Raw genomic sequence first — 21073 nt, forward strand, 5'->3', positions numbered from 1 at the left:
AATGGCAGGCGCTAAGGAGCGGTTTATTTTGTTATGAGAGGTGATGACTGTGGCTCGCGTTTTATTTATTAACGGAGGTTCCGAGGGACATATCAATCCAACCCTCGGTGTGGTGCAAGAACTTGTCCGCCGCGGCGAAGAAGTGGTGTACTTCGTTGCCGAGCAATATCGCGATCGTGTCGAGCGGACGGGCGCAAAAGTGATCACGTTCGATGTCGGGAAATTTCTGGAGGCGTTCCTTGCGGGCGGAAGAACGCCTTGGGCGCGAGTGGGCGGACTATTGCGCACCGCCGATATTGTCATTCCCAGCGTTCTAGAGCAAACTGAGGGAGAGCGTTTTGATTACATCATTCATGACTCGATGTTTGGCTGCGGGCGTTTGCTTGCGCAAATGCTTGGCTTGCCGGCCGTCAACTCGTGCACAAGTTTTGCCATGGAGCAAACCGGCTTTGACCGTCTGCAGGAGCATCTGTCGGGCCATTTTCCGGCAGACGTGAATGAACAGGCCAAGCAGGAGTTCCAACAGCTGGTCAGCGGTGTGCAAGCGAAATACCACGTGCAAGCAGGCTCCGCCTACGAAATTTTTTGCAATCCCGCACCACTGACTATCGTCTACACGTCGAAACGTTTCCAACCCGATGGGGAAAGCTTGGACGAGACGTACAAGTTTGTTGGGCCGTCTGTCGTGCCGCGCTCAAACGATTCATTTGATTTCTCCCATGTGGATACGGATCACCTGATTTACATATCGCTCGGCACCGTGTTCAACCAAGCGGTGGATTTTTACAAGCTTTGTTTTGCGGCGTTCGCCGAAACAAAGTACACCGTGATTTTATCCGTTGGCAGCCGAACCCGGATGGAGGAATTGGGGGACATTCCCACGAATTTTATCGTGGCGGGCTACGTACCGCAGCTCGAAGTGCTGCAGCGCGCCAAATTGTTCATCACTCACGGCGGGATGAACAGCACCAGTGAAGGCCTGTATTATGGCGTGCCGCTGATCGTATTGCCCCAAAGCGCCGACCAGCCAGTAATAGCCCGGCGTGTCGCTGAACTGGGCGCGGGGGTCCAGTTAAATCAAGCAGACTTAACTGCGGGAGAACTCAGGGAGGTGGCGGAACGGGTGCTCGAAGATGCGTCAATCCGCAAGGCATGCGTTGAACTCGGCGATTCGTTCCGGGCCGCGGGCGGCTATCAGCAAGCTGTCGAAGAGATTTTTGCGTATAAACGAAGTTTGGGCATAACTGAATAATTAAGTTGCAAAACGGGAGGAATGCCGGGCTTTGGGCCATGGCATCCTCCCGTTTTTGCGGGGGAGCTCTTGTTCCAAGTCATTCCCCTTGAAACGCTTTTTGCAGTTCCGCAAGGTCGAACTTTTTCATCTTCAAGAACGCCTGAGTGACGCGGTCAATTTGCTCCGGCGTACCCTTGGTCATCATTTCGTCCATCGCAGCGGGAGAGATTTGCCATGAGACGCCGTATTTATCTTTGAGCCAGCCGCATTGCTCGGCTTCGGGGACGGCGGAAAGTTTTTCCCAGTAGTAATCAATGTCTTCCTGTGTCTCACAATTAACTAACAGGGAAACGGCCTCGTTGAAGTTGAAATGGTGTTCATGTGCGCTGTCCATGGCCGTAAACCAGGTGTTCTCCAGCATAAAATCGGTGAACATCACCGCGTCCTCCCGGTCCGGCTCATGGCCGGGGCCATACCGAAACAGGTTGCCAGGCTTGGAGTTGCGGAAGATCGAAAGATAGAACTCGCGAGCTTCTTCCGCTTTGCCGTAATTTTCACCCACGAACATCATGGAGGGGATGATCGCCGGCCGCGGCTCCCCATCCGGATTCGTCAGCATCAGCTGCCACGAAACGCCGTACTTGTCCTGAATCCAGCCGTACCGTTCGCTGAACGGGTACTTATCCAGCGGCATAAGCGCGATGCCGTCTTTGGATAACTTGTCCCATACCTCGTCGAGCATCTCTCTCGCGTTCTCCTCTCGGGACGGGTCGAAATTCACGATAAACGAGATGGAAGGGTTGATCTTAAAGTACGGCCCCGCAGAGATCGCCATAAACGGATGTCCCCAGACGGTAAACGAAACGAGATCGGAATCGCCCGAGGGTGTATCGCGCAAAGCCGCCGCGCTCGTGATTCTGGAATCCGGGAAAACGGTGCAATAGAACTCCGCGGCTTCTTTGGCCTCTTTGTCGAACCACAGGTGCGGAATGATGGGATTGGTCGGCGAACTGTTCTTGGCATCACTCATCACATTTTCCTCCTAAATAGTAAGGTGGACAATCGTTTTTATTGTACCCGAAAAAATGAATTTACGTTTCTTATCGATTGCTGTCTTGTTGGTGATTCTCCAGCCCGTTAAAGCTTTTTAACATATGAACAAACGATTCAAGCTTCTCATTATCCCAATTCTCAATCCGTTTATAAAACTCTGCCTCTTTTTCTTTTAAAGCCAGGATGGCTTTTTCACGCCCCGCCTCTGTCAGAGACAGCAGCACTCCACGGCGGTCGTTAGGGTCCTCTTCACTTTTCACATATCCCGATTTTTTCAATTGAGCGACAAGGCGGCTCACGGAGCTTCGATCCATAGCTGTGGATTTCGCTAACTGAGTTGCACTTGCCGGTCCATACGACAGCAGCCAGCGAACCAGCACAAAGGCAGCAGGCTGTAAGGCAGAATCGAAAATCTCCGCTGTTTTCATATTGATGGCGTGCGATGCACTGAGAAGGGCATTGAGCTGCTCGCCAAGATTGAATTCCAACTGCATTCTGTCTGAGGGCAAATTTCTATCTTTCATCGGTTGTTTCTCCCATTCACATTTAATTACTTGATATATATCAAATAAATCTATATGATTGATATATGTCAATTATATTGGAGTCCCTGGCATACATCAAGCTGAAAGAAAAGGTTTGAATCACAAATAAACATAGGAATTAGGAGGATTATATATGCAGACAACGCCGATTATTGTAATGACCGGAGCGACAAGCGGTATTGGAGAGCTGGCGGCAATGGAATTGGCTAAACAGGGGGCGCATCTTGTATTAACCGCCAGAAGTGAGGAGCGGGCTGAGATCACGAGAAATAAATTGGAACATGCGGCACCTAATGTTAAAGTGGACTTTTTCTACGCCGATCTTTCTCTCATGGAAGATGTCAAACGGGTTGGAAACGAAATTAAAGCTGCTTATCCGAAGCTGGATGCATTGGTAAATAATGCAGGCTTGCATGGCTTCGAACAGCGAATAACCGCAGAAGGACTTCCGGAAATGATCGCGGTGAACTATCTTGCCCCCTGGCTATTGACGGACATCTTACTTCCATCGTTAATGGCTTCGCAGCAGGCCAGAATTGTAAATGTTGCTTCAGAGGCATCTCGCAACCATGGCGAACTTAAACTACCTGAGGATTTAACGGCTACATCGAAATTTTCAAGGGTGGGCTCCTCCCGCATTTATGGAAAAACAAAGCTTCTCAATATTATGTTTACGGGTGAACTGGCACGGCGGCTGGAGGGAACCGGAGTTACCGTGAATGCTCTTAATCCTGGGTTTAATGTGACAGGCCTTGGACGTGAGTTAGGGTTCTCTTCGGTACTTGCCTCCGTATTACGATTTTTAAGGATAGGAAATCCGCAAAGAGGGGCGGGCATCATCCTTCAATTAGTTACAGCATTTCAATATCAGGGAGTAACCGGGGGATATTTTAACGTGGGCAGTGGACAGCCTATTGTTCCGGTACATCCCGGCGGGGATCCCGAAGTGCAAAGCCGGTTGTGGAGTGCCACCGAGGAATTGTTAGGGCGATGGATAGAAAAAGATGAAAACCGGGGGATATCCGTGTAAAATTAGCTATATGCGCGAACATGGTGTGTGGAGTAGAAACGTGATAATTAAAGAGGGATGCTGATGAAAAAAGCAAACGCTAATTTGATAAAAGAAATCAATTTAAACAATGTGCGCCAGGCGATGAAACGGGTGGAAACGGCAACCAAACCGCAGCTGGCCTCGTTGACCAAGCTGAGCGTAGTTACGGTGAATTCCCTTGTGAAGGAACTGCATGATCTTGGAGAAATATTTGAAGACGAAACCGTTCCCTCCAACGGCGGAAGACCGGCGCTAACCTATCGTTACAATTATGATTTTAGTCTCGCGCTCGTCATTTACATGAAAGAGAAACAAGGGCAGGAGCTTATTTCCGTGGCGGTCGTGAATCTGGAAGATTATATTTTGCAAAAAGAAGAATATTTAATGCCTGTTTTTGACCGGCAACAGTTCTATGACATGATCGAACACTTTCTCACGTTATACCCTTCCATTAAAGTGATTGGCATCGGCATTCCCGGACAGGCCGTCAATGGCGAGATTACGGTGAGCGCTCATCAGGCGCTGATGGGTGTTCGCATGATTGAAGATATTGAAACCCAATTCGGATTGCCGGTTATGGTGGAGAATGATGTTAACGCTGCGATCAGCGGGTATTGTGCAAAGCAGGATTTGGATGATACGCAATGTGTGCTGGGTATTTATTTCCCTGCGAGGTACCCGCCAGGCATGGGCATTTATCTCGATGGAAAAGTATTCAAAGGAAAAAACGGCATGGCCGGAGAGATCAAGTTTCTCCCGATGGATTCGGATTGGTACCATGAGATGGACAAGGAAACATTTGTGGGCTCAGTGTGTCAAATCATTCAAAGCGTCAACGCCGTCCTGGCCCCGGACAGAATCGTGATATATCAGGACAAGGTAGAAGCAGAGCTCTGGAACCCCGCATGGGAAGCTTATCGGAATAGGAAGCCTATGCCGTCCTATCCTGAAGTGATGCTGCAAGAGACATTTCAACAAGATTTTGAGGCAGGCATGCGCTGGCTGACGCTCAAAGAATTGGAGCCGGCCCTGAGCCATTTTATGTAACTTGGAACCCCTTGATCGGAATCATGGGGTTTTCTTTTTGCTGCTTGAGCTCCATGTATTGACAAAAGAAAGCTGCTGATGCATATTAAATAAATGAACTTTATAAAGTAGTTTAAGTATGGTGTTTTTTTATTCACTATGGAAGGGGATGTGCTATGGCAACCTGGTTTTTGATTATTATATATCTGGCATTTATTAGCCTGGGGCTTCCGGATTCTTTGCTGGGATCGGCCTGGCCCGTGATGTGGCCCGACATCGGTGCTTCATTTGGCTCCGCCGGAATCTTGTCCATGGTTGTGGCGGGAGGAACCATCGTATCCAGTTTGGCTAGCGGGAGTATGATTCAGCGCTTGGGGACGGGCAAAGTTACCCTGATCAGCTGCTGTATGACTGCCGGTGCGCTGCTTGGATTCTCTGTGGCCCCCTCGATGATCTGGCTTGTTCTTTTGGCCATTCCTCTCGGTCTTGGCGCGGGTGCCGTTGATGCGGCGCTGAATCATTATGTAGCTGAAAATTATAACGCCTATCATATGAGCTGGTTACATTGTTTCTGGGGCGTAGGGGCGACCATGGGACCGATTATTATGTCCTCCTATATTGCCGGCCATAACTCCTGGAGAGAGGGTTATGCTGCAATATCAATGATACAGTTCGCACTCGTCATTATTTTGTTTGTTACGCTCCCCCTATGGAAACGCGTCGCTGCGAGCCGTGAGCTAGAACGTTCCCAAAACGAAGTGCAACAGACCCAAGTTGAATCCGGGTTGTTACAGCCAGAGGGAAGTTCCAAAGCCAATGTCCTCCGCATCAAAGGCGTCAAACATTCCCTTATCGCCTTTTTGTTCTATTGCGGGGTTGAAGCCACGGTGGGGCTATGGGGAGCCAGCTACCTGGTTGGTGCGAGAAATGTTGCGGCGGAGACGGCTGCCGGCTGGATCTCTTTATACTATGGGGGAATTACGATCGGAAGGCTGGTTACCGGTTTTATTACGCTGAAAGTCCATAATCGTGTGTTAATCCGGTGCGGTCAGATTGTTGCCATTGCCGGCGGGATCATCCTTTTGCTTCCGTTGCCGATCCCGCTTACCTTGTTTGGATTCATTCTGATTGGACTCGGGCTTGCCCCTATCTATCCTGGGCTTCTGCATGAAACGCCGGCCCGGTTTGGGAGAGAAAATTCGGCAAGGCTGATGGGGTATCAGATGGCGGCCGCATATACGGGAACCACATTTCTTCCGCCGCTTTTTGGAATCATCGCGACACAGACGAACATAACCTTGTTCCCGTTTGTTGTGCTTGCTTTTCTTGTCTTCATGATGATGAGCGCGGAGAAAATAAACCGCATTTTAAGCAAACAAGAGAAAGCGAGGATTTAGGATGCTTTCATACATTATCTTGTGTGCCGTCATATGGGCTGGAACCTATGCGTGTCTAGCGATGTCCAAACAGCCCATGGAGGTGAAACCGGTTCGTTCCATTGATGATTTATTTGAATAGAATTAAACCTTGACATGTAACGCGTTACAACGTTTACGCTTTTATTGTATTAGACAAGTTTACAAGTGATTGGTGCGGATGCTTTATAAAACGACATTATAAAGGAGTTATATTAACTTTTAAGGGGAGTAGAGTGCACTATGTCAATCATCGTTCAAGCCGTTTTAGGTGTGTGCATACTGATTGGCGTGTATTTTGCGGTTAAAGGTGTGGTTGAATCTCCCAGGACACAGATTTACGCCAAACGTTTACATGAGAAGTTTAGTCGCAATATTAATAGTAGCGGGCATGAGGATGAAGATAAGAAAGTGCACTAGAAGGAGGACTAACATGATTAAACTCGTCGTGACCGATCTCGATGGAACCTTTTTAAATAATAAGAGTTTATTTGATATTGAATTGTTTAACCGGGTATATACCGAAATGCAGAAAAAAGGTATTGCTTTCGCTGCCTGCACCGGGAAGCAATGCGAGAGAGTAGAGAAATTGTTTGGGGAGCATGGCCAAGGCATCTGGATCCTGGGAGATAGCGCAACAAGAATCAAAAAGGATGGGGAGGTTGTCAAGGAATTTACAATTGATTATGATTTGGCCCAGAAATCCATTAAAGAGATTCAAAATTTTGATCCGAAAATGACGATTATTGCCTGTACCGGCGAAGCGGCTTATGTGCAATCCACGATAAAAGACGAATTGTTCAGCGTGGTTAAAGGCTCTTATGAAAAAGTGGTTAAAATTGACTCGCTCCAAAAAATTGAAGGTAATTTTATTAAAATTACCGTTTACGATCCCAAAGGCCGCAGCTCAGCGTTAAGAAAACATGTGGAAAATACGCTGCTGGGACAAATCTACATCGTTGATTCTGAACCCAAATGGCTGGACATTACCGCGCTCCACACCCATAAGGGGGAAACGGTCAAAAAACTCCAGGATATGCTCGGAGTGACGTTCGAGGAAACAATGTCCTTTGGAGACGGTGAAAATGATGTGGAACTGATGAGCATTGCGAAGTACAGCTTTGCGGTCAGCAATGCTTGCGAGAATACAAAAAAAGCGGCCAGTTTTATCACAAAGTCCAATGAAGAGAATGGCGTGTTATTGACGATACAGAAGCTGATGGATCTAACGAAAGGATAGATAGACCGCAAAATTCGGAATAACCCACTTCATGAAAAACGATAGTCTGAGACTGTTACGATTACAACGTCTTGGCTGTCGTTTTTTTAATAGGGGTGAAAGGTAAGATGAGGACAATGAATATTCTAATTATTGATAATGAGGCCGTTATGAGGAAAGGCATCAAGCGCATAGTTGCAAATACCTTTTCAGAGCATAATGTATTTGAGGCTGCTTCAACTGAGGAAGCTCTTATTATGATGGAATGGGATCATATGGATATAGTATTTATAGATATCACGTTGCCAAGAATGGCTGGACTTACGTTCATTGAGAATTATGCCTACAGGTTTCCGGACACTAAATGGATTGCAATGACAGATATAAATAATTACTGCCTAAGTCATTTGAGAAAAGCAATGAGGCTCAGAGTTGCAGACTGTTTATTAAAACCATTCGGAAAACCAGAGCTATACGAAATACTAGACACTTTAATTAGTCCAGATTAATCGTAAGAAAAAGGAGACTTTATCCTGGAAGTGGTTTAAAGTATAACTGAATCATTTTCTGATGAAAAATCCGATGGAATTTTGGGGGAACCTATGGACAAGATCACAAACCTTTTGAAAGAGCACTACGATCTGGAAGTTACCAATATTTTACCACAACAGGGCGGTTGGGCGGCGCTTGCTTTTAAAGTATACAGCTACAAGAGCTCCTTCTTCCTAAAGGTTTATGAAAAAAGCCGGGCGTCGACCCCAAAATGGACTGCTCTCATTGATCATTATGTGCCGATTACGATTTGGCTTATGGAACATAGCCGCTTGAAAGGCAGGCTTCCCGTTCCCGTGCCAACTCAAACCGGCGCCTACAAATGTGAAGATGACGAAGGGATCTATTTACTATACGAATATATCGAAGGGGAAACGATCGGCGATAAAGGGTTAACCGCGAATCAGGTTGGCGAGCTTGCGAACATGGTAGCGGAGCTTCATTTACATGGAGAAGAAATCCCGATGGATACAACAGCTATTAAAGAGGATTTTTCCGTTCCGTTTTTGGCACAGCTGAGGATGGCGATGGCTCGGGAGGTCAATGTGCTTCCTCATGACTTGGCGGAATTGATATGCTCTCGCTTGGAACAACTCAAAAGGCTAACGGATTCCGTGGAGGAGTTGTCCGCCGATTTAAGAAAGAGGAGTCTAAAGATGGCCCTGTGCCATACCGATCTTCACCCCTGGAATCTGATGCAATCCGACGGGAAGCTAATGTTGATTGACTGGGAAGGACTAAAACTGGCGCCTGTGGAAGCCGATTTGATGTTTTGGTTTGACGAGCCTTATTATGATCATTTTGTTTCCGTCTATCGTGAAGTCCATAACGATTTTGCAATCAACCCCGCTGTGCTGCAATTTTATCGGGCCAGACGCAAATTGGAGGATATTTGGGAATTTATGGAGCAGCTCATGTTTGATCGGCAGGAGGAACAGGAACGTGCCGCAACAATCCGTCATTTGAACAAAGAATTGAATGAAATTAACGGCTGATTGAAACGGGGAATGGTTTTTCGCGAAAACAACATTGCTTTCCCATGCTGATCAATGATATAGTTTATTTATAAAAATAAACGAAAAAGTGAAGCACACTTGCTGGCGCCAAAGGGCGCTGTGGCGGTGTGCTTTTTTTGTTGCAAAATTGTCGGATTATACTCGATCATCGTCATACTCGTTTTTTAATGCAGGAACTGCTTGTGGATATCGTTGGCGAGGAGAAGCGGACGCTGGATCTGCTGCTGGAGACGAGATACTTGGAGCTGGATGCGTACATATTGATCCACATCGAACCGCAGTCCTACCGGGAAAACGACTTTCATGAGCGAATGTTCATCTACTTCAGCCGTTTGTTTGAGCGGCATCGGAAGGAGTATAAACTGATTATTCCCATCGCCATTTTTACAGCGGATGAGGCTAAGGAGGAGAAAAATACGCTGATGATGAGCACGCCGCAGCAGCCTATTCTGTGGTTTGAGTTCATGAAGGTGGAGCTGCGGAAGCAACCCTGGCGGCAATTTATCGATTCCGCTAATCCGGTGGCTGCTGCGCTGCTGGCAAAAATGGGCTATACTAAGGGAGAAGAGCGAGAAATACGCCTGGCGTATTTACGGATGATTTTACGGCTACAAGGAAAGCTGGATGATGCGCGAATGGCCTTGATCATGTCGGTGGCGGATCAGTATTTCAATGCCGATCCCGAGCAAGACAAGCGGTTGCTGGAAGAGTTGAAAGAACAATACCCGGAGGAAGGTGAGTCTATTATGAAACTGATGCCCGTGTGGAGTCGTTTGGGGTACGAGGAAGGTTTGGAGGAAGGCTTGGAGAAAGGCATTGAGCAAGGCATAGCAGTTGGCGTGGAAAAGGGAATCGAGAAAACTGCCCTTAATATGCTGCGCGAAGGAATGGAGATATCCCTGGTTGCCAAAGTTACGGGGCTATCTGAAGAGCAAGTTGTGAAGCTTAACCTTTGTGAGGAGTTGGTATCCCCATTGGCGATCTCAGAGAAGAAATTAAGGATTTGTGACAAAGGCCATCGCTACTACAAAAGCAGCGATTGTCCGACCTGTCCAATTTGTGAACAAGGATTGAAACCAGACACGGGATTTCTTTCGCTGCTTTCGAATCCCGCCAGACGGGCATTGGAGCACGAGGGGATCACCACTTTACAAAAGCTTTCCGCCTTTACCGAACTTGAGATATTACAACTTCATGGAATAGGACCTCGTTCGATACCTGTTCTTAGGGAGGCGTTGCAAACAGAGGGCTTAGCGTTTAAGTCCGGGAGCAGTATAAAGAGGAAGGAAGTGGATACTGAGGAAAAACCGTGATTGGGAGATCGGTATAACTAATGAACTATTACAATAGCAGTAATTGAGTGCAATTCTCAGTTACTGCTATTTATTTTCACGATTTTCTAAATAGCGATTGAATTTTGGTAAATTATAACGTAATATATGATAATGATTCTCACTATCATCTTTTTACTGCGCAATGGCTGGGGAGGTGAATTTTTGAACAGCGAAGATGTCCAGAAAAAAAAACTAGGCAGCATCTACTATGTTTTCATATTTTTCTTAATATGTTTCATCCTCATATCCGCCGTTTTTTCCGTATCCATCGGTCAGGTTCATATTCCGTTCCGGCAAGCCATGGAGATCATGGTACATACATTGACAAACGGCCAATGGGGGGCATTGGATCAAGTCGAAAGCGAATCTTACTTGAATATCATTTTGCAGGTTAGAATGCCCCGCGTCATTTTTGCCTTGCTCATCGGCATGGGGCTTTCTTTGTGCGGAGCCGTGATGCAGGCCGTCGTGCAAAATCCGCTGGCTGATCCTTATATCCTCGGCATTTCGTCGGGGGCGTCGCTAGGGGCGACGTTCGCTATTCTGGTGGGGTTTGGTAGCGGCGCCCTGTTGTCCCAGTTCGGCGTTGCTTTTGGAGCCTTTGTTGGCGCTATGATCACTTCGGTCGCGGTGCTTGTTTTGTCCAGCATCGGCGGCAAAGCGACCTCGGTGAAGCTAGTTTTGTCGGGGGTCGTCATCGGTGCGTTGTGCAGCTCCTTTTCAAGTTTGATCATCTATTTTGCCAACAATGCCGAAGGCATTAAGACGGTCACATTTTGGTCCATGGGGAGCTTGGCCTCGTCCAGCTGGGAAAAAGCGCCGATCATGGCGGTTGTCGTTTTGCTGGTGTGCGCCCTGTTTCTGTTTCAACACCGGGTGCTCAATACGATGCTGGTTGGCGACGAATCCGCCATTACCCTCGGCATTAATTTAAGCGCCTACCGTAAATTTTATATGATCGCCGCCGCTCTTATCACGGGAACCATGGTTGCTTATGCCGGAATGATCGGCTTCGTGGGGCTGATTGTCCCGCATATCTCCAGGGGCCTGTTCGGCGCGGATCACAAGCGGTTGATGCCGGGAACGCTTTTGCTCGGGGGGCTATTTTTGATATGGTCGGACATCTTATCCAGAACGCTCATACACAATGTTGAATTACCCATCGGGATCATTACTTCGGTGATCGGTTCGCCGTTATTCATCTACATGATCGTAAAAAAAGGCTACAATTTCGGAGGGTGACAAAATGGAATTGACCGCGAAAGGAATGGAAGTCCGAATCGGTAAAAAGGAAATCGTCAAAAATGTTTCGATTCTGGTGAAGAACCAGCAATTCGTCGGCCTGATTGGGCCTAATGGCTGCGGAAAATCGACGCTGTTAAAAAGCATATACAAAAGCTTAGTGCCCCAAAAAGGCACCGTTTTTTTGGATGACATAGACGTGCTGAAAACCTCCGAAAAAAAAGTTTCCCAGCGCCTCGGCGTGGTTGGCCAATTTAATGAAATGAACTTTGATTTAACCGTGGGGCAGATGGTGATGTTGGGCCGGACGCCGCATAAAAAAATGCTGGAGTCGGATAAACGGGAAGATTATGCGATCGTGGAGGAAGCGTTGGCGCGAACGAATTTGCTGGATTACAAAAACCGCAGTTATTTATCGCTGTCCGGCGGGGAAAAACAGCGGGTGATTTTAGCGAGAACCATCGCGCAGCAACCCAAGTTCATGATTTTGGATGAACCGACGAATCACCTGGATATCCGCTATCAGCTGGAAATTTTATCGTGCGTGAAAGGTTTGAACATCGGCGTGCTGGCGGCTCTTCACGATTTGGAGATGGCCGCGCATTATTGTGATTATCTGTATGCGATCAAAAACGGCGAGGTGTATGCGCACGGCACACCGGAACAGGTACTGACGCCAGCAACCATCGAGTCGCTATATCAAGTCAAATGCCAGACTTATATTAATCCCGTTACGAACGGGTTGGGGTTCGCTTTTGGAATATAAAGGAGGAGAATGATTAGTGAAAAAACATGTGTTAACAGGCATCGCTTTAGCCGTGATGCTGACATTAAGCGCTTGCGGAGGGACAGCGGCGACAAGCGGCCCGGACGAAGCGCAAACCGAAGCGCAAAGCCATTATCCTGTAACGATTCAAAACTTTACGAAGGCGGAAGGCGGAACGACTTGGGAAAAGAAGGAGCAAGTATTTGATAAAGCGCCTGAACGTATTATGGTCAATACCAGACCGGCGGCGGAGCTGCTGCTGCATTTGGGGCTGGCTGACAAAATCGCCGGGGTAGGGGCAAACTTCGGGGCACCGGATAAAGCAGTGGAAGAGGAATACGCCAAATTGAATATTCTCGGCGACAGCTATGTCGGCAAAGAGGTTACATTGGGAACGAATCCTGATCTGGTCTTGGGTCGGGGCGGACTATTCGATAATGCCGACTGGGGAGTAGGGACGGTAGACGCATTGAATGACATGGGGGTTAAAACTTATGTCCTTGAATCTTCAGTGACCGGGGGATCGTATGACTCGATCTATAAAGATCTGGAGAATTTAGGCGAGATCTTTAGCGTGCAGGATCAAGCCAAGAGCTTTATTAAGGAGTTAAAGGACAGACAAGCGGCTATCGCTTCGAAACTATCAAGCATTACGGAGAAAAAAACGTTCGCATACTTGCATATAAGCGATCCCAATGAAGTGAATGTTTACGCGGCTCAAAATGAGACTTTCTTTAACGATGCCTTCCAGATGATTAAACTGGACAATATTTTCAAGGAGGTAACCGGAGAGGTAAGCGTAGAAACGCTGATTGAGGCTGACCCGGACGTGTTAATCATTCCGGATTGGGTCACAACGGGCGGTGTTAGTGCGGACACGCTTAAAGAAGCGCTTTACGCCAATCCCAAATTATCCAGCATGAAAGCGATCAAAAATAAGCAAATTTACGCGGTGGATTATAACTATATGTTCGGATACAGCTACAATACGATCGATGGGATGGAAATATTGGCCAAGGAGATGTACCCGGACTTGTTTAAATAAAAAAGATTGAAGGGGAGTAACAACCAGGAAGGAGTTGCCGATTCCATTGATCCGACGATTTTTCGCCTATTATCGGCCTTACCGGCGATTGTTTCTGCTCGACTTCGGCTGCGCCATTATTGCCGGCTTGCTGGAGCTCGCTTTTCCGATCGCCGTTAACGTGTTTGTCGACGACTTGCTGCCCGGCGGCAAGTGGGATCTGGTCGTTTGGGCTTCGCTTGGCCTCGTCGTTTTATATGTGCTGAGCGCGGTGCTGACGTACGTCGTCAACTATTGGGGTCACATGCTTGGCATCAACATCGAGACAGATATGCGCCACAAGCTGTTTGTGCATATTCAAAAGCTGTCGTTTCGCTTTTTCGACAATACGAAAACCGGCCACCTGATCGGCCGGTTGACGAACGACATGAACATGATCGGCGAAATGGCGCACCATGGGCCGGAGGATTTATTCATTGCCGTAATGACGCTAGCCGGCTCCTTCGGGCTGATGGTGGCGATCAATTGGCAACTGGCGTTGGTGACCTTCGTTATCGTCCCGGCCATTTTGTGGGTGGTCGTTTATTTCAATCAAAAGATGACGAAGGCCATCCACCAGTTGTTCCAGGATATCGGCGATTTTAACGCCCGTATCGAGGAGAGCGTGGGGGGCGTTCGGGTCGTGAAGGCTTTCTCTAACGAAGCGCACGAGGAAGCGCAGTTTGCTGTCAGCAACGGGCGCTTCCGCCTGACGAAGCTCGCCTCCTACAAGCTGATCGCCAGAAACGGTTCGATCAGCTACGTGATGATGCGCCTCGTCACGGTGTTCGTTATGGTATGCGGCACCTGGTTCGTTATTCGCGGCCGGATTTCATATGGCGAGTTCATCGGCTTCCTGCTGCTGACCAACGTCTTCTTCCGGCCGATCGAAAAGATCAACGCAATCGTGGAAAGTTATCCGCAAGGCTTCGCCGGTTTCAAACGCTATACGGAACTGTTGGATACGGAACCGGATGTGGAAGATGCGCCGGATGCGGCGATTATGAAACCGTTCGAGCGGGAAATTCGCTACCAAAACGTCACTTTTGGATACGATGGGGAAAAAAAGGTGCTTAATCAGGTGGATTTGGTCATCCGCAAAGGCGAAACCATCGCTTTCGTCGGTCCGTCCGGCGCGGGCAAAACGACGCTGTGCAGCCTTCTGCCGCGTTTCTACGAAGTGGGGGGCGGTTCGATTCGCATCGACGGTGTGGATATCCGCCAGGTGACGCAGGATTCGCTGCGCAGTCAGATCGGTATCGTGCAGCAGGATGTATTCCTATTTGCCGGGACGATTCGGGAAAATATCTTGTACGGCAAGCTTGGTGCAAGCGAAGAAGAGGTTTGGGAAGCGGCGCGGCGGGCGAAGTTGGATGAATTCATCCGTGCCCAGGAGCTGGGGATGGATACCGTTATCGGCGAGCGGGGCGTGAAGCTGTCCGGCGGCCAGAAGCAGCGTCTCGCAATCGCCCGTATGTTTCTGAAAAATCCGCCGATCCTGATCCTCGATGAAGCGACCTCAGCGCTGGACACGGAAACGGAACTGGCGATTCAGCAGTCGCTGGCGGAGCTGTCGCATGGACGGACGACGCTGGTCATCGCACATCGGCTGGCGACGATCAAAGAAGCGGACCGCATCGTGGTCGTGACCGATCAAGGGATCGCCGAGCAAGGCGGTCACCAGGAGCTGGTGGCTGCGGGCGGCGTATACAGCCGCTTGCACAGGGCGCAATTTGGCACTTAAAAGGCGGGAGGGAAATAGATGACGCAAGATTTAGAACTATATGACGTAACGATTATCGGAGGCGGACCGGCCGGATTGTACGCAGCTTTCTACAGCGGAATGCGCGATATGAAAACGAAGCTGATCGAGGCGAAAGAGGAACTCGGCGGACGTACGCTGATCTATCCGGAGAAGATGATTTGGGATGTCGGCGGCGTAACGCCGGTTCGCTGCGAGCGGCTGACGCAGCAAATGATCGGGCAGGCGATGACGTTTGATCCTACGATCGTATTGGGGCAACAAATCAGCGAACTGAAGCGGCGGGCCGACGGCACGCTGCTGCTGACGGCGGTAACGGGCGAGCGCCACTGGACAAAAACGGTGATCCTCGCTTTGGGGCGGGGGGTTCTGAAACTCGCCAAGCTGGACATCGAAGGGGCCGAGCGCTACGAGGTTGGCAATCTCCATTACACGGTGCAGGAACTGGGGATATTCCGTAACAAACGGGTGCTCATTTCCGGCGGCGGCGATTCCGCGGTGGACTGGGCGATCGAATTGGAACCGTTAGCAGCAAGCGTCACCGTCGTACATCGTCGCGAACGTTTTGGAGGACATGAGCGCAATGTGAAACGGATGATGGAGTCATCGGTTTGCGTTCTTACACCGTATGCCGTGAAGCAGCTTCGCGGCAGCGCTGACGGCAAAGCGATTGAAGCGGTATCGATCGCTAGCGTCGATTCGGAAGGCCGTTTGTCGGAAGAGGCGGAATGGCTTGAAGTGGATGCCGTAATCGTAAATCACGGATTGCGCGGCGATTTCGGCAACGTCGTCAACTGGGGGCTGGAGATGGGGCAATGGGACATCTGCGCGGACGAAAAACTCGCGACCAACCTCCCGGGGGTATTTGTAGCCGGCGATGTGGCGCGTTATGCCAGTAAGCTGAATTTGATCGCCGGCGCTTTCACCGACGCGGCGTTAGCGGTGAACAGCGCCAAGCTGTACTTGGAGCCGGATGCGCCTGCGGCGGCATACGTTTCTTCCCATAATGCCAAATTCAAAGAGAAGAATATGGCGCTTGGCGTCGCCGAAGAAGACGCCTGAGCGGTCACTCATAACGTAACCAGACTGCGGTAGGGGCAGCCTGGTTTTCGTTATACGCAATTAGCGGCGAACCAAATCTGGAGTTGACACTGGATCAAAGGAGAAAGCTTTTCCCGGTTTTCAAGACGACTTCGAGGATCATATCCAGCAGTTGTAGTAAAACGATCGCCCCACCCGAGCGTACCTGCTTCCTAATCCAGCTTTCTTGGTCTATTGTTGATTAGAGTAGTTGTAAAATATAAAGTTACTTATCCGGAAATCTGCCACAGCGCTTGATTAAGTGCAAAACCTGCAATTACTCCGCTATCTTTCGAAGAAGAGGCCAAGAGACAAAGAAATATTTGTATGAAATGCAATTAAACGAATGATTGGATTAATGGATATAAAGTTAGTTGTATGATTTGCAATTATTGGTCAGAGCCAAGCTGATCAAACACATTTTGACGATTCCCTCAAGAATATGTTGTTTAAAAAGCATCGGCCCCAACTTCTTTCCGCGTTTAAGTTTTATAATCCATGCAAAGCGCGATATTCGTCCTCCAGCATCGACATCAGGATTAAATCGTGGTATTCGCCGTCCATATACAGCTCGTCGCGCAGCACTCCTTCTCGCCGGAAGCCGATTTTCTCATAAACATGGATCGCGCGCGGATTAAACGAGTAGACTCCCAAATGAATCCGGTGCAGCCGCAAAACCTCGAACCCGTACCGCAGCATAAGCATCATCGCTTCTGTTCCGTACCCCTTGCCGCGATGCTCCGTTCCTTTGATCCCGATTCGGATGTTTGCGCTCCGGTTAACGGGATCGATCTCGTTCAAGACGACTTCGCCGATCAATTCGCCCGATTCCTTTCCAACGATCATCAAGTCGATCCGGTCTTCATTCGCCTGGCTGATCTTTTGCAGCCACATTTCCGTGCTTTCCCGGGTAAAATCCCCCTGGCTCCCCGTCAGCCGAAGCATCTCCGCATCCTGCAAAAAGGCAAAATAGGCGTCCAGATCCGTGACGCGCGCATAACGCAGTTCAATGGCCTTTCCTTCGATACGGATTAAATGATTCTGCACCATTCCCATACCTCCCTGGTTTTAAGCCTGTTTTTCGAATTACCTTATTTTAACTTGGACATCATGTTTTGGCGATATAATCTACAAAAAAAGGCGGCTCCGTTACCATAGAGTTGTAAGATACACTAGGATTCCACTTTGAACTGAGGAAGGGAGCCCGATGGACAAGCATTTGCAAGTATTGATGGATAATTTTCATGGCGCGGAGAACCGCTTTTTGAACGCCGTGGTTGACGGCTATTTTCAAGGTTATCTCGTGGACGAACGAAGCTTTGGTGGCGAATGGTTCACCGAGCCCGATCCTTCCGTGATTCATCTGGACTTTTTAAAGCAGGGTTAAATATCCACGCCGTAGACTTCAAAAACAAAGACGGTGCTTTATGACGTTCTTCTGGACGAAGGGGAGGACAAAGAGCTTGCCGATTCTCGTGTTAGCAGCGAGGAAGCGCGCGGCAGGTTCATTTTTTCGGCGCCCGATGCCAGTTCAGCCTGGCGGATTTTTCATGAATGGGTGATGAAAAATTATGCACCGTACAGCTCTGTGATCGAGAGGAGAGGATGAAGCCGCCACCGGACCGATATCGTGATCTAAGTGGCTTTGTTTAACAATATGGGATAAAATACATCCCATAGAATCATAATTTATTGATACACGGGGTTGGAAGAATGAAAACAATTGCGGATATCGCCAAGCTGGCCGGCGTGGCCAAAAGTACGGTTTCACGCTATCTGAACGGCGGGCCGATCAGCGAAGCGACCAAAAAGAAGATTGAACAAGTTATCCATCATACGGGGTACGTCCCCAACACCTTTGCGCAAAGCCTAAAAGCCAAAAAAACCAACATTATCGGAACGGTGGTTCCCCGGCTCGATTCTTTTGCTTCGTCGCAGGTGTTAATCGGTATTGATGAGCAATTGAGAGCGTTGAATTACCAAATGTTGATTGCGAATACCAATCAGGATTTGGAGCGGGAAATTGAAAGTATCTACAGTTTGTCCAATCAAAAGGTGGCCGGCATTATTTTGCTTGCTACGCAAATTACCGACGCTCATCTGGAGGCGTTCGATAAAATGAACATTCCCGTGATCCTGGTAGGCCAGCAGCATGACAAAGTGTACAGCGTGATACATAACGACGAATCGGCGGGCTACGAAATCGGTAAATACGTTCTTCGGAAAGGCCACCGGAAAATCGCCTATCTGGGCGTTTCCGAAAAAGATATCGCGGTCGGCTTGAAGCGCAAGGAAGGGTTCAAACGGGCCGTGAGCGAAGCGGGGAACTGTGAAGTTAAGTACTATGAGACAAGCTTTAAAATGGAGGAGGCGGTGAAAAAAGCCGGCGGCATCATCGACGCCTTCCATCCCTCGATTCTGGTATGCGCGACCGATAACATTGCGCTTGGCGCATTAAAAGCGGCTCACTTAAAAGGGATTCGCGTTCCCGAGGATTTGTCGATCACAGGTTTTGGAGGGTATGAAGTCACCGAGGTCACCCACCCCGGATTGACTACGATTAAGTTTTATTATAAGGACGCAGGCCGGGACGCGGCAGGCGGGATGATCAAACTGGTTAACGGAGAGGATTTTCCGCCGGTCACGTTGTCCAAATTTGAAATGATTGAGCGAGAAAGCGTTGACAATAAATCAAAAAGAGAATAGAATAACTAACATGGAACCGGTTCTAGTCATCGGTTTTCTTTTTCGGGAGTTTTGGAACCGGTTCCTCTTAGCGTTTTAATTTACATTTTAGGGAGAGAAGGAAATGAGCTATCAAAAGTTGGCGAAGGATATTCTCCAATCCGTCGGAGGGGAAGAAAACGTATCAAGCCTCACTCATTGCGTGACCCGATTAAGATTCGTGCTCAAGGACAATAACAAGGCGGATAAAGAAAAGCTTGAAAAATTGGATATTCTCCAAGTTGTTGAAAGCGCGGGCCAATTTCAAGTCGTCATCGGCATGCATGTCCCCGAGGTGTATAAAGAGATTACGAAAATCAGCAACATTGGGAGCGGGAATGAAAGCGCTGCAGAAGACGGCGGCAAATCGGGCGGCAAGAAAAAGTCCAAAATTTTCGATGTGATCCAGGGCAGCTTTTCGCCCATTATTCCGGCCATTTTAGGCTCGGGTATGTTAAAAGCGTTGATCGGCATTCTGGTCATGCTGGGCTGGCTTTCGCCGGAAAGCGGCACCTACTTTATTTTGTCCGCCGCTGCCAACGCCGTATTTTATTTCCTGCCGATCATCCTCGGGGTTACGTTCGGTATGAAAATGGGGGTCAATCCCTATGTCGCAGGCACGATCGGGGCCGCTTTGCTGGAGCCCAACTTTACAGGGTTGCTGCAGCATGGAGACAAAAGCTCATTTATAGGCATTCCCGTCGTGTTGATGACCTACTCGTCCACGGTGTTCCCGGTTATTTTGGCGGTCAGCACCTATGCCGTACTGGAAAGATTCCTGAAAAAAATCGTTCACAAAGATTTGCAAACCTTAGTGATCCCGATGCTGTCATTGATGATTGTCGTGCCTCTGACCGTCATCGTGTTTGGCCCGTTTGGCGTTTATATCGGGAATGCGCTTGCTTCGGCCATTAGTTTTGCCATGGGCAAAAGTGCGATTTTAACGACTTTTGTGTTCGGCGCGGTTTCAATCCCGGTAGTCATTATGGGGCTTCACTGGGCGCTGGTTCCCGTGATGATTTCAAATCTCGCAACGATTGGATACGATCATCTGTTGGGACCCGTACAAGCCACGGCTTTTGTGGGAGCGGGCATTGCGCTGGGCGTTTTTTTGAAAACGAAGGATAAAAATATTAAATCCACGTCACTCTCCAGCTTTATCCCGGCTTTTTTATCGGGGATTACGGAGCCGGTTATTTATGGTCTGTTTTTCCGCTTTAAGCGTGTGTTTATTATCGCCATCATTATGAATGCGATTGCGGCCGGGCTGTGCGGCGCGTTTGGAGTCAAAGCGACGCAAATGGCCGGGGGGATTTTCGTCATCCCGACTTTTCAGCCGGTTTGGGGATATGTGATCAGCATGGGCGTTGGTTTCTTTGGCGCGATGCTGCTGGTTCTGCTTTTTGGTTACGAAGAGAAGAAGAAAGAGCCGGAGAACGCGCTTGAAGCGGATAATAAGGATGCCAAAGAACTGACGGTGGCAAGCCCGCTAACCGGAAGCGTTAAAGCGTTAAGCGAAGTGAACGACCCGGCTTTCTCGTCCGAAGCGATGGGAAAAGGGGTGGCCGTCGAGCCGGCCGAAGGGAAGGCGGTATCACCGGTGGATGGCGTAATTTCCAACGTTTTTCGCACAGGTCACGGCATCTATATTACTTCGGATGAAGGTACTGAAATTTTAATCCACATCGGGATTGACACCGTCAAATTAAAAGGACAGCACTTCTCGCCGCACGTGAAGGAAGGCGATCGTGTCAAACGCGGAGATCTGCTTGTCAGCTTTGATCTGGACAAGATAAAAGAAGCGGGCTACGAAGTCACTACGCCGATCTTAATTACCAATTCAAGCGCTTATAAAAACATCGCTCAGACGGAAAAAGAAACGGTGCGGACCAATGAGACCTTATTGAGGTTAACGCTCTGATACGAAACTTTATTGCCTTTTGTGGAACCGGTTCTGCAAAAGGCATTGCCCATTTTAAATTGCAGAATAT

The 21073-nt window shown here is 48.7% G+C and carries 21 protein-coding genes; 18 read left to right on the forward strand and 3 right to left on the reverse strand.

Annotation, left to right across the window (positions count from 1 at the left end; all coding sequences use genetic code 11):
- The first annotated feature begins 49 nt into the window (after positions 1–49).
- Entirely contained in the window at positions 50–1252 is a 1203-nt protein-coding gene (locus ACLD72_RS01130; RefSeq protein WP_410995044.1) for a macrolide family glycosyltransferase, read from the forward strand.
- 79 nt (positions 1253–1331) lie between these two features.
- Here ACLD72_RS01130 and ACLD72_RS01135 read toward each other — a convergent pair whose 3' ends face one another.
- Positions 1332–2264 carry a VOC family protein gene (locus ACLD72_RS01135; RefSeq protein ID WP_410995043.1) on the reverse strand — a complete coding sequence of 311 codons (933 nt, stop codon included), beginning with the start codon at positions 2262–2264 and terminating at the stop codon, positions 1332–1334.
- Positions 2265–2334: 70 nt separating this feature from the next.
- On the reverse strand, positions 2335–2811 hold the full coding sequence (locus ACLD72_RS01140; protein WP_410995042.1) for a MarR family winged helix-turn-helix transcriptional regulator: 477 nt from the start codon (positions 2809–2811) through the stop codon (positions 2335–2337).
- Between the two features lie 154 nt (positions 2812–2965).
- On the opposite strand from ACLD72_RS01140, the gene ACLD72_RS01145 reads away from it, so the two are divergent.
- From ACLD72_RS01145 to ACLD72_RS01205, 13 genes are all read left to right on the forward strand, one after another.
- Positions 2966–3862: an SDR family NAD(P)-dependent oxidoreductase gene (locus tag ACLD72_RS01145; protein WP_410995041.1), complete on the forward strand. Its 897-nt coding sequence runs from the start codon at positions 2966–2968 to the stop codon at positions 3860–3862.
- A gap of 63 nt (positions 3863–3925) precedes the next feature.
- Positions 3926–4930, forward strand: coding sequence for an ROK family protein (locus ACLD72_RS01150; RefSeq protein WP_410995040.1), 1005 nt, complete (start codon positions 3926–3928; stop codon positions 4928–4930).
- 155 nt (positions 4931–5085) lie between these two features.
- A complete protein-coding gene (locus ACLD72_RS01155; RefSeq protein ID WP_410995038.1) occupies positions 5086–6306 on the forward strand; it encodes an MFS transporter in 1221 nt (406 codons plus the stop codon).
- Between the two features lie 261 nt (positions 6307–6567).
- Positions 6568–6744, forward strand: a complete 177-nt coding sequence (locus tag ACLD72_RS01160; RefSeq protein WP_410995037.1) for a hypothetical protein — start codon at positions 6568–6570, stop codon at positions 6742–6744.
- Between the two features lie 13 nt (positions 6745–6757).
- Entirely contained in the window at positions 6758–7564 is an 807-nt protein-coding gene (locus ACLD72_RS01165; RefSeq protein ID WP_410995036.1) for an HAD-IIB family hydrolase, read from the forward strand.
- 71 nt (positions 7565–7635) lie between these two features.
- Positions 7636–8052 carry a response regulator transcription factor gene (locus ACLD72_RS01170; protein WP_458475466.1) on the forward strand — a complete coding sequence of 139 codons (417 nt, stop codon included), beginning with the start codon at positions 7636–7638 and terminating at the stop codon, positions 8050–8052.
- A 93-nt stretch (positions 8053–8145) separates the two neighbouring features.
- Positions 8146–9090 (forward strand): phosphotransferase, encoded by a 945-nt coding sequence (locus ACLD72_RS01175; RefSeq protein ID WP_410995034.1) that lies wholly within the window; start codon positions 8146–8148, stop codon positions 9088–9090.
- Positions 9091–9278: 188 nt separating this feature from the next.
- The gene (locus tag ACLD72_RS01180) at positions 9279–10424 is read left to right on the forward strand and encodes an Rpn family recombination-promoting nuclease/putative transposase (RefSeq protein WP_458475467.1); all 1146 of its coding nucleotides are present in this window, start codon (positions 9279–9281) and stop codon (positions 10422–10424) included.
- A 183-nt stretch (positions 10425–10607) separates the two neighbouring features.
- Entirely contained in the window at positions 10608–11687 is a 1080-nt protein-coding gene (locus tag ACLD72_RS01185; protein WP_410995033.1) for a FecCD family ABC transporter permease, read from the forward strand.
- 4 nt (positions 11688–11691) lie between these two features.
- Entirely contained in the window at positions 11692–12453 is a 762-nt protein-coding gene (locus tag ACLD72_RS01190) for an ABC transporter ATP-binding protein (protein ID WP_410995031.1), read from the forward strand.
- Positions 12454–12469: 16 nt separating this feature from the next.
- Positions 12470–13498: an ABC transporter substrate-binding protein gene (locus ACLD72_RS01195; protein WP_410995029.1), complete on the forward strand. Its 1029-nt coding sequence runs from the start codon at positions 12470–12472 to the stop codon at positions 13496–13498.
- A gap of 46 nt (positions 13499–13544) precedes the next feature.
- Positions 13545–15260 (forward strand): ABC transporter ATP-binding protein, encoded by a 1716-nt coding sequence (locus tag ACLD72_RS01200; protein WP_410995027.1) that lies wholly within the window; start codon positions 13545–13547, stop codon positions 15258–15260.
- Positions 15261–15278: 18 nt separating this feature from the next.
- Positions 15279–16340 carry an NAD(P)/FAD-dependent oxidoreductase gene (locus tag ACLD72_RS01205; protein WP_410995026.1) on the forward strand — a complete coding sequence of 354 codons (1062 nt, stop codon included), beginning with the start codon at positions 15279–15281 and terminating at the stop codon, positions 16338–16340.
- 507 nt (positions 16341–16847) lie between these two features.
- Here ACLD72_RS01205 and ACLD72_RS01210 read toward each other — a convergent pair.
- Positions 16848–17408 carry a GNAT family N-acetyltransferase gene (locus ACLD72_RS01210; RefSeq protein ID WP_410995025.1) on the reverse strand — a complete coding sequence of 187 codons (561 nt, stop codon included), beginning with the start codon at positions 17406–17408 and terminating at the stop codon, positions 16848–16850.
- A 157-nt stretch (positions 17409–17565) separates the two neighbouring features.
- Here ACLD72_RS01210 and ACLD72_RS01215 point away from each other — a divergent pair, with 157 nt between their 5' ends.
- From ACLD72_RS01215 to ACLD72_RS01230, 4 genes are all read left to right on the forward strand, one after another.
- Complete coding sequence (locus tag ACLD72_RS01215; protein ID WP_410995024.1) at positions 17566–17745, forward strand: hypothetical protein; 180 nt, start codon at positions 17566–17568, stop codon at positions 17743–17745.
- Positions 17746–17778: 33 nt separating this feature from the next.
- The gene (locus ACLD72_RS01220; protein WP_458475470.1) at positions 17779–17967 is read left to right on the forward strand and encodes a hypothetical protein; all 189 of its coding nucleotides are present in this window, start codon (positions 17779–17781) and stop codon (positions 17965–17967) included.
- 104 nt (positions 17968–18071) lie between these two features.
- Positions 18072–19064, forward strand: coding sequence for a LacI family DNA-binding transcriptional regulator (locus ACLD72_RS01225; protein ID WP_410995023.1), 993 nt, complete (start codon positions 18072–18074; stop codon positions 19062–19064).
- A 103-nt stretch (positions 19065–19167) separates the two neighbouring features.
- Positions 19168–21003, forward strand: coding sequence for a beta-glucoside-specific PTS transporter subunit IIABC (locus ACLD72_RS01230; RefSeq protein ID WP_410995022.1), 1836 nt, complete (start codon positions 19168–19170; stop codon positions 21001–21003).
- Positions 21004–21073 lie beyond the last annotated feature (70 nt).

The organism is Paenibacillus lacisediminis, assembly GCF_046567315.2.

Excerpts from the sequence above, each read along its gene's own strand:
- ACLD72_RS01205 (WP_410995026.1), top strand. The coding sequence starts at position 15,279 with ATGACGCAAGATTTAGAACTATATGACGTAACGATTATCGGAGGCGGA.
- ACLD72_RS01215 (WP_410995024.1), top strand. The coding sequence starts at position 17,566 with ATGGACAAGCATTTGCAAGTATTGATGGATAATTTTCATGGCGCGGAG.
- ACLD72_RS01180 (WP_458475467.1), top strand. The coding sequence starts at position 9,279 with ATGCAGGAACTGCTTGTGGATATCGTTGGCGAGGAGAAGCGGACGCTG.
- ACLD72_RS01190 (WP_410995031.1), top strand. The coding sequence starts at position 11,692 with ATGGAATTGACCGCGAAAGGAATGGAAGTCCGAATCGGTAAAAAGGAA.
- ACLD72_RS01230 (WP_410995022.1), top strand. The coding sequence starts at position 19,168 with ATGAGCTATCAAAAGTTGGCGAAGGATATTCTCCAATCCGTCGGAGGG.
- ACLD72_RS01145 (WP_410995041.1), top strand. The coding sequence starts at position 2,966 with ATGCAGACAACGCCGATTATTGTAATGACCGGAGCGACAAGCGGTATT.
- ACLD72_RS01210 (WP_410995025.1), bottom strand. The coding sequence starts at position 17,408 with ATGGTGCAGAATCATTTAATCCGTATCGAAGGAAAGGCCATTGAACTG.
- ACLD72_RS01160 (WP_410995037.1), top strand. The coding sequence starts at position 6,568 with ATGTCAATCATCGTTCAAGCCGTTTTAGGTGTGTGCATACTGATTGGC.
- ACLD72_RS01135 (WP_410995043.1), bottom strand. The coding sequence starts at position 2,264 with ATGAGTGATGCCAAGAACAGTTCGCCGACCAATCCCATCATTCCGCAC.
- ACLD72_RS01175 (WP_410995034.1), top strand. The coding sequence starts at position 8,146 with ATGGACAAGATCACAAACCTTTTGAAAGAGCACTACGATCTGGAAGTT.
- ACLD72_RS01225 (WP_410995023.1), top strand. The coding sequence starts at position 18,072 with ATGAAAACAATTGCGGATATCGCCAAGCTGGCCGGCGTGGCCAAAAGT.
- ACLD72_RS01150 (WP_410995040.1), top strand. The coding sequence starts at position 3,926 with ATGAAAAAAGCAAACGCTAATTTGATAAAAGAAATCAATTTAAACAAT.
- ACLD72_RS01155 (WP_410995038.1), top strand. The coding sequence starts at position 5,086 with ATGGCAACCTGGTTTTTGATTATTATATATCTGGCATTTATTAGCCTG.
- ACLD72_RS01165 (WP_410995036.1), top strand. The coding sequence starts at position 6,758 with ATGATTAAACTCGTCGTGACCGATCTCGATGGAACCTTTTTAAATAAT.
- ACLD72_RS01140 (WP_410995042.1), bottom strand. The coding sequence starts at position 2,811 with ATGAAAGATAGAAATTTGCCCTCAGACAGAATGCAGTTGGAATTCAAT.